Source organism: Verrucomicrobiota bacterium (assembly GCA_016871535.1).
In the GTDB taxonomy this organism is placed as follows: Bacteria; Verrucomicrobiota; Verrucomicrobiia; order Limisphaerales; family SIBE01; genus VHCZ01.
The window spans coordinates 1-15151 of record VHCZ01000152.1 but is presented as its reverse complement, the minus strand read 5'-3'; the positions used below and the strand labels follow the sequence as shown (position 1 = coordinate 15151).

The following is a 15151-nucleotide window of genomic DNA, read 5'->3' as shown; positions in this document are numbered from 1 at the left end:
TCGTAAAAAGTAGATTTGCTAAAAACGCGACTCTGAACTCCATATCGACAACAGATTGAACATGACGAATGACCTTCAGAACCGGGGGTTTCATGCATTTCGAACAGTTGTTAACTGGACACGAGTGAGATGACCCGCGTGTCGCCCGGGGCGGCGCCTTCACCGAGCCGGTGGCGAAGCTGCGCAGCGCCGCGCGCCTGATCGATGTGCCCGAGTGGAATGCGCTCGACCCGCAAATCCCCAAGAGCATCTGGTGGCTGTCCTCGGCGGACTTCGTGGGCATTCGCGTCGTCCGTTCTTTGGCCGAACCGACGAACGCACCGGCGAGTTCAACCGCTTCGAGCGAGCAATGAACACCGCCTCTCCCAATCCTGCGGCGGCGGACATTCCGATTCGCATCGGGTTGATCGGATGCGGCGGACGCGGCAACGGCGCCGCTTTCGACGCGCTGACTGCGGCGCCCAATGTGAAAGTGGTGGCCCTGGCCGATGTGTTCAAGAACCGGATGGAGATGGCGCAGTTGGCGTTTCTCACCAAGAACCAGGCCATTCCCCCAGACCAATGTTTCCTCGGCTTCGACACTTACCAGAAGGCGCTCGCGGTGCCGGACGTCAACTGCGTGATCCTGGCGACGCCGCCCGGTTTCCGGCCCATTCATTTGCGGGCTGCGGTCGAAGCCGGGAAACATGTGTTCATGGAGGCGCCCGTGGCCGTCGATCCTACGGGCGTGCGGTCCGTTCTGGCCTCCGGAGAAATGGCCGCGAAAAAAGGACTGAGCGTCGTCGCCGGCCTGCAGCGGCGCCATCAAAACAATTACCGGGAAACGCTCCAGCGGCTTCAGGACGGCGCGCTCGGCGAGATGGTTCTGGCGCGGGTCTTCAACAATGCCCAGGGCGACGGGCAAATGACGCGCGATCCCGCGTTAAGCGACATGGAATGGCATTTGCGCGCCTGGCACAATCACACCTGGCTTTCGGGAGATTTCATCGTCGAGCAGCACGTCCACAACCTGGATGTGATCAACTGGCTGTTGAACGCTCATCCTGTCCGCGCTTACGGCATGGGAGGCCGGCAGGTGCGCACGCTCGGCTACACCTTCGATCACTTCGCGGTTGAGTTCGAGTACGCGAACGGCGTGCGCATGTTCAGCCAGTGCCGTCAGATCAACGGTTGTCAGGATACTTTGAGCGAATCAGTCGTCGGCGCCAAGGGAACGAGCGATTGTTTCCAGACCATTCAAGTCAAAGGCGGGCCGGCGTGGCGTTTTGGAAAACCAACCTCCGGTTTCAAGGCCGGGCGCGGGGACGGCGGCACCAATCTGGGTTACGCGCAGGAACAAGTCGATTGGATTCAAAGCATCCGCGCCGGCCAACCGATCAATGACACGAAAGCCGCCGCCGAAAGCACCTTGACCGCCATCCTGGGGCGGCTCGCCGCTTACACCGGGAAGACGCAAGAATGGGACACGGTCTTGAACGCCGCGCTTGATCTGATGCCAGCCAGATGCGAATTCGGCCCAGTCCCCACGCCGCCGGTGCCGGTGCCGAGCCACTACAAGTATAGTTGAACAACCTCGATGTTCTCATGAATTCATCTGGTCCTGCGCTATTCCCAGAAGCCGCGTCGCGGATTTCGAACGTCTCCTTCCCCCTCACCCTGTCCCTCTCCCTCGGGGAGAGGGGAAAAGACATCCTACGTCCGGAACAGCCGCAGGCGGTCCATTCATCGAAATGCGGCGGTCAATGCTCCCTCTCCCCAAGGGAGAGGGCTGGGGTGAGGGGAAAGGGGATCTCCAAACACCCAGGAGGTTGGCCACTGGAATCGGCAAGGGACCATTCAACTTCAGCCGCTCCGGACGTAGCTCGCCGCCGGTTCCTCAAGACTTCATTACTCGCGGTCGCAGGTGCGGCGGGGATATCGGAGTTCCCCTTCGTTGTCACGGTTCACGCCTCGCCTGATGATCCCATCCGCGTTGGGGTGATCGGTTGCGGCGGACGCGGCACGGGCGCGGTGCTGGATGCACTCGGCGCGGCGACCAAAGTCGTTTATCCACAATCCGGCTATCACACCGAAGAAGTGGCTCAGGCGGATTCGCTGACTCAAGCGGCGATAAAAGTCGTCGCGTTGGCAGATACTTTTCAAGACCGGCTCAACACCTGCCGGGGCGAACTGAAAAAACTCAAGATCACAGTGCCAGACGAACATTGTTTCGTCGGTTTCGACGCCTGCAAAAAACTGCTCGCAATCCCGGAAATCAATTACGTCATTCTCGCGACCCCGCCCCACTTCCGTCCGGCCCACCTGCGCGCGGCGATTGAGGCCGGCAAACATGTGTTCATGGAGAAGCCCGTCGCCGTGGATGGACCCGGCGTGCGCTCGGTGATTGAGTCGGGCGAATTGGCGAAACAGAAGGGGCTGGGAATTGTCGCCGGCACGCAGCGGCGGCATCTCCGCAGTTACAACGAGACCATCAAACGCCTGCACGACGGCGCCGTGGGGGAGATTCTTTATGGGCGCACCTACTGGAACGGCGGGGTCATCTGGGTCGTCGAGCGGCAGTCTCCGTGGAGCGACATGGAGTGGCAATTGCGGAACTGGAATTACTTCACCTGGCTTTCCGGCGATCACGTGGTCGAACAACACGTCCACAATCTCGATGTAATGAACTGGGCGTTGAACGGGCATCCGTTGAAGGCTTACGGAATGGGCGGTCGCCAGGCGCGTCCGGACAAGACGCACGGCCACATCTACGATCACTTTGCCGTGGAATACGAATATCCGAACGGGGCGCGGGTTTTCAGCCAATGCCGGCAAATGAATGGTTGCGACAACAAGGTCGAAGAAGCGCTCGTGGGCACGCGCGGCGCGAGCAATTGTGCCAATTCCATTCTGGTCAAGGACGGCACGCCCTGGCGATTCCGCGAGCGAGACGTGAATCCTTACCAGCAGGAACACCCGGATCTTATCGCCAGCATCCGCGCCGGACGGCCGCTCAACGAAGCCCGCGCGGTCGCAGAAAGCACCCTGACCGCAATCATGGGGCGCGAGTCGGCTTACTCGGGCAAGATCATCGAGTGGGATCAAGCCCTGAACTCCACGGGGAAGCTCGGCCCTGACAAATACGAATTGGGATCGCTGCCGTTCCCGGATGTAGCCATGCCCGGGAAGCACAAGTTCTCCTGATCGGCCAGGAGCCGGGCATGGTTGCTCAGGTGAAACTGGGCCAGAACGGTAGGGCGAGCCTGCCCCAGCGAGCCGAGACAGACGTGTTCCAAGAACGTCGAGCGGCTCGTTGAGGACAACTCGCCCTACCGTGTGCATGGGGCGAGAGCATGGCAATCAGACCAAGGCAAAATGAGACTTCCGGGACTTCCCTGATCAGTTGACCTTCCTCGGTCGGCGGGCTACTTATTCAAGTTATGACACCCGCGCGAACGGCTCGCCGAGTCAGAGGCCTTTGCCGGGACCTCAGAGCTTTCACTCTCATCGAACTGCTGGTCGTCATCGCGATCATCGCCATTCTGGCGGGCATGCTGTTTCCGATTCTGGGGCGGGCCAAAGAGAATGCCCGGCGCGCGCATTGCATGAACAATCTTCGGCAAATCGGCCTGGGCATTCAGATGTATCGCGAGGATTACGAGGATCGCCCGCCGCTTTACCTGGTCGATCCCGGGAGAAAAACTCACGGCTATCCTGGCATGACGAACCAGTACCTCGAACGCGGCTACGTCGGCAACACGAACTCATTCATTTGCCTGTCCGACCGCACGCGCGGGCGCATCCCGATCGATCTGGGCTGGGAATACTTCGGTGATTTCACGACCAGCTACGCCTATCACCTGGGCGCGTGGTTCCAAACCACCGCCGATGGCAAAGCGTGGCTGAAAAATCAACTCACCCGCTGGAACGCGCGTTTCATCGTGGCGGCTTGCCCGTGGCATCGCCATCTCTGGCAGGGCTGGACCGGGACAAACACCGCCGGTTGGGGAAGCCGCCAAACCAAAATGAAAGATCTCGCCCTTCGCTACGACAACAGCGTCGATACCTTCATCTGGCCCTCGCAGAACTGGGATGAAGAACCCTACGTGAAGCTGCGCTGAGGGCACCGAGAAGTTCCGCGCCTCAGTTCAACTCTTTCTCCCGCTCCTACTCTTAATTTATGTCGCACCACACGAAAGCAGGGATCTTCCTCCTGACGGTAGGGCGAGCCTGTCCCCAGCGAGCCGAATCGAACGTGCCCCACACACGTCGAGCGGCTCGCCGGGACGGACTCGCCCGACTTGGTTCACGGGGCATGAGCAGGGTAATCAGAACAGCAGGAGAACTCCACAAGCCTAATTCAATGGCAGCAGACCGCGGCCTGGGGTGGGTTCAGCGCGCCAACGCGCAGGCATTCCGAGCGTCCTTCGGCCTTGCGCTGGCGATTTTAACGCTTGTCGAATCCGTGTGCGGCCAGGTTCCTTCGCAGCCACAAGGAACCGCACAGCCCGCGCCGCGTTTCACGCCTTCCGTGTACCAGCGGTTCGCGGACTGGAAAGCCGCGTGCGCCCGTTTGCCGGGCAATCGCGCGCTCAAGCATGCGCTGCCTCCGAAGGAACTGCGGCCGCTGAAGACCTTTGCCCAGTTCGCCGAACCTCTGGAAGCCTTCCTGGCTCTGTGCAAGACGGGCGAGCTGGCGCGTGCGAACGCCTGGGTGGGCGAGGTTCCGTCACAAAAACAGTTCTTCAACACGGACGCAGCTTATTTCCTCCGGCAAGCCATTCCGTTCCAGCCTTTCGCCCAGCGCCAAGTCGTGCCGTCTGGCGCAGAAGTGCTTTTCCACGGCGATTTTCACGGCGACATCCACTCGCTCATCGCCTGGCTCGGGTGGCTGACCGAGCAAGGCTACCTCCGGGACTTCCGCCTGGCGCGGCCCAACACCTACCTGGCCCTGCTCGGAGACTACACCGACCGCGGCGGCTATGGAGTGGAGGTGCTCTACACCATTCTGCGGTTGAAGCTGGAGAATCCGGATCGGGTGCTGCTGGCGCGAGGCAACCACGAAGACATCAGTCTCGTGTCCCGCTACGGTTTCCTCGCGGAAGGCGCGCACAAGTTCGGCCGGGAATTCAATGCCCAGCGCGTGATCCGGCTCTATGATTTCCTTCCCGTGGTGCTGTACCTCGGTTGCGCAGACCATTTCATTCAGTGCAATCACGGCGGCATGGAGCCGGGTTACGATCCGGGCCGTTTGCTCGATGCTCCGGAGACCGCGCGCTTCGAACTCATCGGCCAGCTCAAGCAATCTCAGTTCGCGAAGACTCATGCAAGCTGGGTCGCCTCGCTCCCGCCGGATGGACAACGCATCGCGACGCGTTACTACCGGGATTTCGTTCCGGCGAGTCCCACGACCCCGACGCTGCTTGGCTTCATGTGGAACGATTTCTCCGTCGTGCGCGGGGAAACCGAAATCAACCTCGATCCGGATCGAGGCTTTGTTTATGGCGAGGGAGCGACCCGCTTTCTCCTGGAACAGGCGGGTACGAACACGCGGCGCGTCCACGCCGTGTTTCGGGCGCACCAGCATTCGAGCGCGCTCAATCCGATGATGCGCCGGCTCAAAGCGACGCGCGGCGTTTTTCGCCACTGGCAGGAAAACGATTCGCTCGGCATTTTGGAGGCCGATCCGTCCGCGCTGACGAAACTGCTCGAAAACACGGAGGAACGCCGCGTGCCGGCCAACTCGGTGTGGACTTTCAATGTGTCGCCCGACAGCGTCTATGGCGACGGCTGCGACTTCAGCTTCGACAGCTTTGGGATTCTGACCACCGCTCAATCCGTGGATGACTGGAAGCTGCGCGTGGTGAATCTGACCATTCCGAGGTGACTCTTGTTTGTGCTCTCGTACTGCAGAATTCCTCTGGAGCCTTCCTGGAATCGCCAGGTTTTGGAGTGCGCCAGTCCTCTCTGCTCCGTAGCCGTAAGTATGCAGTCGAGAATGGGGAGCACACGCGCCCTCGCGTGTATCGACCGGCGCCCCCGCCGGTGGGAACGTTGTATCTGACGCCAACCGCCCGACGCTCACTTCACCAACCGATAGAACCTGGCGCCCGCCCCGGGAGTGATTCGGACGACGTTGTCGTTGCCTTCCACAACGGGGGCCGAGGCGACGGCGGTCCACGTAGCCGGCGCAACGACCGGGCTTTCCTCAAGCCGATAACCCTCCGCGCCCACCGGCCACGACAAGCGCACGTTCCGATTTGGCCCCATCACAAATGCCAGACGCGGCGCGGCGTCCGGTTTGCAGCCGTCCAGAAGATTCACGCCGGCCATCGGGCCGCAGGGGCGGATGACCGCGTAACGCAAGCGGCTGAAGAAGATTTTACCGTAAGGCGGTGAGTTGGGCTGGAAGACAAAGCGCGCCGCGGCTTGCGGACCCTGGTTCACGCCGTTGAATTTCATGTCCGGGATTTCAAAATAGGCGTCGCGCCATTTGCCCGTGCCTTCGAGAGCCACCGCGATATTGCCTTGCGTGAACGCCAACCCGGTTTGCCCGCCGCGGTCCGATTGATAAACCTCAGGCCGGAAAGTTGCGCCAATTCGATCCGGGTCGTCGTAATACGTCACGCAAATGGCCAGCCGCGCATTCGGCTGCGACGTCGGCCCCAACGCCTGGTCGGTGACGGCGAAGTTCATGTAAATGTGTCCGAAACCCGGCGTGCCGTCGTCGAAGGCCGGGCGGATGGCTTTGCGCCGGTCGTTCGGTGGGCCTGCTTCCTCTTGAATCATGTTCTGATCGCCGGCCGAATTCCCCGGCGCGAGTCCCTTTTGGATGTCCTTCGCCAGGTCGAGTTCGGCGAAATTGCCGTAAGCATCGGAGCAGATTTTTGGATCCTCGAAACAATCTGCCAGCGGGTCCCGCCCCGCGAGCGGATGATTGCCCGTTCGCAGGATTGCCAGGTCCACACTCGAAATGGAGACTGATCCGCCTTCAAACGCGAGCCGAGGTCCGCCCGTGAGCGCGCCCGTGTTCACGCCTTTGAGATTCACGGCCGCCAGTGTGAAGGAACGCCGCACCCACTTCCCTGTTCCCTCCAATTTGTGGCGCCGCTCTGCCGGATACGTTCCGATGCCGCCCGTGCCGTCCGTGGCGTAGGCTTCCGGGCCAAACGTCGCGCCGATCAACGCCGGATCGTCGTAGAACTGCACGCACATCTTGATCGCGCGCGGATCGTTGCAGGGCTTGCCCAGATAATTGTCCGGGATCCCGAAATTCATGTACGTGCCGTTGGGCCGCACCGCGCGGCGTTTGTCACCGGCCGGGCCGACGTCGCTTTGGAAGGTCACGGTCTGATCGCCGTTGTTCAGCACGACCAGCCGATTGGTCGTGCCTTTGTTGAGGTCGATGAACACGTAATTCGTTTCCGGCTCCGCATCGCATTTTTCCGGAGCCGCGAACACGTTGACCGCCTCCGGCTCACCGAACGCCCCCATTTCTCCAAACGCCACCACACGCACGATCAGATTGGGAACGCCTTCCGCGCGGATGGTTCCGCCGTTGACACCGCCCGCTTGCGTGCCTCCCTGGGCGTTGGCGGGAATCGATCCCACGAAGCGCGAGCCGTCGGAAGGCCGTGTCCCGTTGGGAATTCGGAACAGAACCCAATTCCATTTCTGATTCTTGGCCTCAACCGGAAGCTGTCCTCCCACGGGGAAGCTCAGTTCCGGCAATGTGCCAATCAGGAAATTGAAATTCCGAGGTTGCCCGGCGTTGTTCAGCAACGCGGCGTCCCCGTACACCTGCATGAGAATATCGATCGTGTCGTTGTCGGCCCATTCCTGATAGGACGCGTCCGCGACGTTCAGATAATTGGCGGTCGCTTTGAGTCCCGAATGCCCGCCAATGGTGATCGGCGTGGTCACCTGGTCGCCGCCGCTCAAGATGCGGAGTTCGTCCGCCAGCCAGGTGGGACCCGGAGGCGTGAAGGAGGCGTCGGTGCTGACGTAATGCACGGTCTTTTTGGCATCAATCGTCGGCGGCCACTGCTCCGGGCTGAATGGACCGGTTGGCGCAGCGAAGCTTTGCGAGCAGAGGCACCAAGCAAGAAACGTAAGAGTGCGGCAGTAGTTTTTCATAAACGAATGCGGTGTGATGTTTCAACCCCCAGCCGGAGTTCACACGGCGCGCGGAACACCCTGCCCGGCCTGGGGAATCATGGCGAAGTGAAGCGAGCCGGCCCCCGGAGTGTCAATCCCTTTCGTCCTCCCATGTTCCTCGCCTAAATCTTCAAAACCATCCTTGCGATGCGGCCAGTTCGGGGCGTGCCAACGTCGCGGTTCAATAGATTTCGTATTGAATCGCGTCTATCGAAAATGCCACGCCCACCGGCTCAAGACTCGTTTTCAAAATCCTTAGGCGAGGATTTGGGTCCTCGTCCTCGCACTCCTCCGCACTCCTCCTTCGTCCTCGATTGCTGGCGATTACGAGGACGACAACGGAGGACGATCCCGAGAAAACTTGCGGTTCCAAGCCCACACGGCCGTGATCACGCAATGTTCGCCAAGGACGCTAAGAAACCTGATCTTTGAGTCGCTCGTTCAACCTTGGTTCAACCCGGCGGCGATGAAGATCGGCAGACCGGCACCTCTGCCCTACCGTCGTTTACTGAGCCGATCAGTCACTCACGGTACGAAAGAAGCCTTGCGGTTCCCTGACAGTGTCGGGATCGCGATAGATTGAAATCGATTGGCTGGCCCGGAACGTCCGGACACGCTTCCACGATCTTAAATCCGTGGAAAACTCGACATGATATTCGCGCCCGGCCTCGGCGCGCGTCCTGGTTCTGGGGTTGCACGGCGATCTTCGGCGGCGCGGGGACAGGCGCCTGCACTTTGTCGATCAGCGCGCGCAGGAGATTGACTTCACCCGGCTGGAAAAACGTTTCGTTGAACAGGACCTCCCATTGCTTGTGCGTGGGCGAGTCCGCGACGCCGTTGATGATGACGTAACGCGCCGCCGCGCCGCCGGGGCCAAACTGGCCATACGTGATCCAGTCCGGATCATCGGCGGCGACCTCGAAACCCACGGAGGCGATGAACTCGTCCGTGTTATCGGAACTGGTTTGATCGGTGTTGATGCCCAGCACTTCCACCGGGATGCCGGCGGGGTTCCCTTGCCTGGCTTTGTAGTACTTGTTGATTTCCCTCTCGACGACCGGCGAGAGCAATTGGCACGCCCCTCACCAATACGCGAAAAGGTCCAGGACAACGATCTTGCCGGCGTAATCGCTCAACTGGATTGGCGCGCCGGTCTTTCGGTTCTTGAGGGTGAATTCCCGGGCGATGTCACCGGTTTCGACGTAACCGGTCGAGGACTGCGCCGCAACGCGCGTCGAGGCGGCCAGGCAAAGGACAGCGGCCAGCAGGTAGCGCGAGGCGATGGAAAGGCGATTCGGGATCATGGCTTGGTTGAGTGGTCAGTGGTCAGTGATCCGTAATCCGCAATCCGGGATCATTCGGCGCACTTGCCCCGTTTTTGCGCTCTGCATCGAGAGTCCGAGTTTGGGCGCAGCTTAGTGGGCCGTGCGCAGAAAACAAACGTTTCTTGTACTCCCTCAGTCAAGGGGGCGCATCTCCGAATGAGAACACTTTTCGCTGAATCGGAGATACGCCCAATGATCAATCAATCCAAATCAATCAAATCAATCCATCAATCCGTCAAAATTGTTTGAGCGCTTGGAGAAAAGTGCGATGATGTGCGCCGTCTCACCTGTCCGCGGTGGCTTGCGGTGAAGTGAGTTCCGGAGCCTTGCGCGGCTGAGGTGAGGGATGCGCCCCAAACCTTGAACCTGGAAAGAAGACGCCCATGAACCTGCCCGACACCCGTGTGGAAACCGGATTGCTGCGTTGAATTCAAAGCTGGCCAAACCATCCTGAAGGAAGGCGAGGTCGGCAACACCCTCATGGTCCTGCTGGAAGGCCAGATTGAAGTTCAGGTGCGCGGCAAAGTCGTGGGCACCTTCAAACCGTTCGAGATCTTCGGAGAAATGGCGATGATCGACAGCCAGCCGCGGAGCGCCACCGTGATCGCCAGGAAGAACTGCCGGCTGGCTCGAATCGATCAGGCGCGTTTCAAAATGCTCATTCAGAAGAATCCGGAGTTCGCCATGGACGTCATGCACGGCCTCGTCGAGCGCATGCGCTGGATGGACTCAGTGGCAGCAAAACAGCAAGCCGAGGCCACTCCGGCTGTCCTTGCGCCGGATGGGCTGCAAAAGGAATTCGAGGAGTTGAAGAAGATTCTGGAAGCCGTCGCAGCGCAAGTTGCTCAACTTGTTCAGAAGATCAAATAGCCAGAATCGACGGGGAAGACTGGGCTCCGAGTCGAACCGCAGATGAACCCAGCGCGGCAAGGCGCAACCAAAGCCGTTACAACGTTAAATCGTTAAATGGTTAAATCGGTTGAATGGGAGAATTTGCGCAAGCGCCGGAAACCTTTATGGATAGCGGTGCGGATGTGGATCCGGGAGAACGCCTATCCGCGTTCATCTGCGTTGATCAGCGGTTGATTTGCTCCTGCTTCCCAGCACAAAAAAAGAGGCCGGAATTGCTTCCGGCCTCTGCGTGATTGTTGGAGGCTCTTCTACTGCTTAACCCGATAGAACTTCGCTCCTGAAGCCGCGGTCACATTGAACGGGCTTTGAGCGCCCGCGACATCGGCCCAAGGACCAGTGACGGAGTCCGCGGACTGCAGGGTACCCGTATAGGTGATGCTCAAGCCAGTAGCTGTCCGTGCCGACTTGATGGTCGGAGCGCTTGGCGGCGTCACGGGTGGCGGCGTAAGCTTAACCGTGGTCACGGCCTGCCCTGCCTTCCCAGCCGCATAAACCTGCGAGACTTCGTCCGCGGCCAACCCTCGTGTCCAAAGGGCCACGTCATCCAGTTGACCCGCGAGGAAGTTTGGAGTCGTTGTATCCGGCCCCAAACCGCTGGCTGGATCCGCCGGATCGGCCAGATTGAGCCGCGCTCCCACAGAGATGTACGGCATATCCGGCGGATTGACGGTCGTGATGTAATCGGTGGAGGCGATTTCGACGCCGTTCAGGTAGAGCCGCAATTGCGCTCCATCACCGCTGAACGCCACGTGCTGCCAGGATCCGAGCGGGAAGGCCGCCGGCCCGGTTGCGCTGACGACGTTCGGACCGGCTCCGATGGCTCCGGACAGTCTGAGCACGTTGTCATTCGGATCGAGCACGAGACCAACCTCGAATTGGCCGGCCAAGGCCCTGCCTCTGGCGTTGACTCCGACGCCCAGATTGCCCTGAGCATTGCGGAAGAAGGCCACATCCGATGCCGTGCCCGCAGCCACATTCACCCACGCGGAGGCGGCAATCCCGGCTTTCGCCTTGGTGAAGTCATCCACGACCACGTAGGTCGAAGTGCCGTCGAATCGCAACGCATTGCCCACTTGGCCGGCGCCCCAGGTCGCGGCGCCCGTTACCTTGCCGGCTTTGCCGCCCGAAACCGCGTTTGCGGCATTGGAGCCACTGGATTCGTCGAGTTTCCAATAGCCGACCAACGAATCGTTGATATCGAACTTCGACAGACGGACGGAGGCATTGCGGCTGATCGTGCTGCCACCAGGATTGAACACCGCCACGCTGTAGATCGCGACATCTGCGTCGCTAAACGAACTGATCGTCAACGCGGAACTCGTCGCCCCGCTGATGTTGCCACCATTGGGGAGATTGCGGCCGTTCTTGCGCCACTGATAAACGAGGTCGCTGCCTGTTGCGGTCACCGACAGTCTGACCGTGCTTCCCGCCGCCGCAACCGTCGGTTGTGGATCGGCCGTGATCGAAGGAGGCGCACCCGCTGGCGGTGCGTTGAGGATAAGCTGGACCGCGTTGAGACCTGAACCGCGATCGTACGAGCCAGCCACAGTGTCGAACGTCAGCGTAATCACGCCGTTGTTAGGACGCACGTTGTCGAAGCGGACGTAGCTCGCGACGGTTCGATTGTTGGCGGACGTGCTTGATCCGCGATAAAACCCAGGCGCCGCATTGAATTCATCTGCGTTCATGGAGCGGATGTAATAGGTTTGAGCCGTCTGGCCGTTGATCGTGAAGTTTGCTTCCTGGAACTGTAGAGGAATGTTCACGATATAGGCGATCACCGTGTGCGCTCCCGCCGGCACATTGCCAAAGGTCAGCGTCGCCGCGCTGCCAATATTCGCATAGATCAACCCGTTCAACATTCTCTGGGATGCCGACGCATCTCCGGTTCCCGAACCCCAGGAGCCGCTGGCTTGCCATTCAAATGTGACGGTGGATTCCTTGTTGTCGCTGTCCACAAGAAGCAAAGGTGGATCAACCCCCAGGTCGGGCAAAGAACCACTACCGGCATTTGCGCCGTTGATCCAGTACGCCTGTTGGTGAAGTCCCGCGATATCGTCGGCGTTCATAAGAGTCGGTGCGCCATTCGCGCCGCCGCCACGGAAGCTGATACCAATGCTCTTCGTGGCCGAGGGTGTGAAGAGAACGGCTTTGACCGGCGTGCTCTTTTCGCAGCCGACGATCTGCGCTTCGTAAACATTCGTCGCGTTCGCCTTGGTCACCGCCTCGGTGGTGTAACTGGTCTGTCTTGCGCCGGCAATAGGCTGTCCGTTCATCAGCCATTGGATAGGCCACGGACCGTTTACGACTACGTTGAAGGTAGCTTTGGAGCCTTCCAGCACCGGCGTATTAACCGGCTGCGTCAGGAAGCGCGCCTTGTTGCAATCGGCGCCCGTCGCGACCGCCAGAAACTCTACTTCGGCGATCTGGAAACAGCAGCCGTTCACGGTCTGCGTTTCCACGACCGTCCAGCGGTAATGTTTGTAGGCTTTCTTGTTCGGGAAATAGAATTCCTGGGTCTGGAATCGCGCCGTGTAAGCCGGAATGTTATCGAGCTTGGCAATCAACTCCCAATTCCCGGAACCGAACGCGGAGATCGTCGCGTCGTTGGATCCCTCAATGGTCACGATCTTGGGATCGCGCTCCGGAGCATCGTTGGCGGACTGCATGCTGATGCCGGTGATGGTCGTTGCGCCGATCGAAGGCGTGACTACGAAGCCGGAAGGCTTGCCGCCGGTGCGAGTGTCGAAGTTTAGATACTTCGTCGGTTTGCCGTCGATGGCGTTGGCGACGCCTTCGGAGCCAGGGCTATTCGACGAACTGGCAATCACCGCATCGCCAGGCTGACTGACGTCGGTCGGCGCTCCGGTTCCGAGCAGTTCGACTTCGGCGATTTGGAAACAGCAGCCGTTGATCGTCTGGGTTTCTACGACGGTCCAACGATAATGTCTGTAAGGTTTGAGGTTTGAGAACACAAACGTCTGGCCCTGGAACCGAGCGGTGTAGGCGGGGATTTTATCGAGCTTGGCAATCAACTCCCACTTGCCCGAACTAAAATCGGTGATCTTGTCGTCGTTCGAGCCTTCCAGGGTGATGATCTTCGGATCGCGCTCCGGCGCGTCATTGGCTGACTGCATGGTGATCCCGGTGACGACCGTCCGGCCGAGTGAAGGAGTCACAACAAACCCGGAAGGTTTTCCGTTCGTCCGTGTATCGAAGTTCAGATACTTCGTGGGCTTGCCGTCGATGGCGTTGGCGACGCCTTCAGAACCGGGGCTATTCGACGAGGAAGCGATCACGGGATCGCCAGGCTGAGTGATGTCGTTTGGCAACGTGCTGCCGAGCAATTCCACTTCCGCAATCTGGAAGCAGCAGCCGTTCACAGTCTGAGTTTCGACCACAGTCCAGCGGTAGTGCTTATAGGGTTTCTCGTTGTCGAAGAGGACGGTGTAGGTCTGGAAGCGAGCGGTGTAAGCCGGGATATTGTCGAACCGTTTGATCAATTCCCAATTCCCGGCGCTGAAGTTTGCGATGGCCGCGTCATTAGATCCTTCCAGGGTCACGATCTTGGGGTCACGCTCCGGCGCGTCGTTGGCGGACTGCATGGTCAAACCGACGACGCGGGTGATTCCGACCGCCGGCGTGACGACGAAACCGGAAGGCTTGCCGCCCGTGCGCGTGTCGAAGTTCAAATACTTCGTCGGCTTGCCATCGATAGCGTTGGCCACGCCTTCGGAGCCGGGGCTGTTTGAAGAACTGGCAATGACAGGATCGCCAGGCTGGGTCACGTCCTGAGGCAATAACGTGCCGAGAAACTCGACTTCGGCGATCTGAAAGCAGCAGCCGTTTACGGTCTGCGTTTCCACAACCGTCCAACGGTAATGCTTGTAGGGCTTTGAATTCTCGAAGTTGAAGCTCTGCGGCTGGAATCTCGCTGTATAGGCTGGAATGTTGTCGAGTTTGACAATCAGTTCCCAATTGCCCGACGCGAAATCCTTGATGGCGTCGTCATTCGATCCTTCCAGCGTAATGATCTTGGGATCGCGCTCCGGCGCATCGTTGGCCGATTGCATGGTGAGACCGGTGACGACGGTCCGTCCGATTGACGGAGTGACAACGAAGCCTGAGGGCTTGCCGCCGGTCCGCGTGTCGAAGTTCAGGTATTTTGTCGGTTTACCGTCGATGGCGTTGGCGACGCCTTCGGAGCCGGGACTGTTGGACGACGAGGCGATGACAGGGTCGCCCGGTTGGGTAACGTCCTGTTGCGCCTGAACGGTGAGAGCCGCCGTTGCAAAAACGGTGACCAGGGAGGATAGGACTAGTGGGGTTGTTTTTTTCATAGTGCTTCTTCGCTATGCTGGGAACTTTGAGTGCGATCCTTTTCTCAGTTTCTAAGACCGAAAGTCAAGACCATTAGAAGGGCGACGCTAGTTTTGATGCGGCGCTAATTGAAGAAAATTGCGCGGCTTTGAACACAACTCCGCACAGCGCGACGGGGCCGCAAGCAAACGAGGAAGCCTCTGCCATGGAAATCCGAAATAACGCTGTAACGCCTGTAACGCCTTCGGTTGCGGATTTCCGCTCTGGGTAATCCGTGGTTAATTTGCCATCCTGATCAGCCCGCTCGCTTGCTTTCCCAAAGGCGATCCTTAGTGGTCCATTTCATAAATACGCTCACGTTCGCGGCAAGGGATTTTTCGGCCAGACGAGGCGCGAGCGACGAGCATATCCCGAAGTGGATCTGTAAGGAGCAAGCAACGAAGTCTGGCGAAAAAGAA

10 protein-coding genes are annotated in these 15151 nt (G+C 59.6%); 6 read left to right on the top strand and 4 right to left on the bottom strand.

Annotated features, from left to right (window positions below; genetic code table 11):
• The first annotated feature begins 170 nt into the window (after window positions 1-170).
• The 5 genes from FJ398_18050 to FJ398_18030 all read left to right on the top strand — a co-directional run bounded on the left by FJ398_18050 (window position 171) and on the right by FJ398_18030 (window position 5866).
• Entirely contained in the window at window positions 171-353 is a 183-nt protein-coding gene (locus tag FJ398_18050) for a hypothetical protein (protein MBM3839833.1), read from the top strand.
• The gene (locus FJ398_18045) at window positions 350-1567 is read left to right on the top strand and encodes a Gfo/Idh/MocA family oxidoreductase (GenBank protein MBM3839832.1); all 1218 of its coding nucleotides are present in this window, start codon (window positions 350-352) and stop codon (window positions 1565-1567) included. The genes FJ398_18050 and FJ398_18045 overlap by 4 nt, the downstream gene beginning before the upstream one ends.
• A 17-nt stretch (window positions 1568-1584) precedes the next feature.
• A complete protein-coding gene (locus FJ398_18040) occupies window positions 1585-3183 on the top strand; it encodes a Gfo/Idh/MocA family oxidoreductase (GenBank protein ID MBM3839831.1) in 1599 nt (532 codons plus the stop codon).
• Between the two features lie 236 nt (window positions 3184-3419).
• Entirely contained in the window at window positions 3420-4100 is a 681-nt protein-coding gene (locus FJ398_18035) for a type II secretion system protein (protein ID MBM3839830.1), read from the top strand.
• A 59-nt stretch (window positions 4101-4159) separates the two neighbouring features.
• Window positions 4160-5866, top strand: coding sequence for a serine/threonine protein phosphatase (locus FJ398_18030; GenBank protein MBM3839829.1), 1707 nt, complete (start codon window positions 4160-4162; stop codon window positions 5864-5866).
• 194 nt (window positions 5867-6060) lie between these two features.
• Here the strand turns inward: FJ398_18030 and FJ398_18025 are convergent, their stop codons facing one another.
• The 3 genes from FJ398_18025 to FJ398_18015 all read right to left on the bottom strand — a co-directional run bounded on the left by FJ398_18025 (window position 6061) and on the right by FJ398_18015 (window position 9440).
• Window positions 6061-8115, bottom strand: a complete 2055-nt coding sequence (locus tag FJ398_18025) for a hypothetical protein (GenBank protein ID MBM3839828.1) — start codon at window positions 8113-8115, stop codon at window positions 6061-6063.
• A 542-nt stretch (window positions 8116-8657) separates the two neighbouring features.
• On the bottom strand, window positions 8658-9206 hold the full coding sequence (locus tag FJ398_18020) for a hypothetical protein (protein MBM3839827.1): 549 nt from the start codon (window positions 9204-9206) through the stop codon (window positions 8658-8660).
• A gap of 12 nt (window positions 9207-9218) precedes the next feature.
• The gene (locus FJ398_18015) at window positions 9219-9440 is read right to left on the bottom strand and encodes a redoxin domain-containing protein (protein ID MBM3839826.1); all 222 of its coding nucleotides are present in this window, start codon (window positions 9438-9440) and stop codon (window positions 9219-9221) included.
• 423 nt (window positions 9441-9863) lie between these two features.
• Between FJ398_18015 and FJ398_18010 the strand changes: the two genes are divergently transcribed.
• Window positions 9864-10331, top strand: a complete 468-nt coding sequence (locus tag FJ398_18010; GenBank protein ID MBM3839825.1) for a cyclic nucleotide-binding domain-containing protein — start codon at window positions 9864-9866, stop codon at window positions 10329-10331.
• Window positions 10332-10621: 290 nt separating this feature from the next.
• Here the strand turns inward: FJ398_18010 and FJ398_18005 are convergent, their stop codons facing one another.
• On the bottom strand, window positions 10622-14713 hold the full coding sequence (locus tag FJ398_18005) for a hypothetical protein (GenBank protein ID MBM3839824.1): 4092 nt from the start codon (window positions 14711-14713) through the stop codon (window positions 10622-10624).
• Between the last annotated feature and the right edge of the window lie 438 nt (window positions 14714-15151).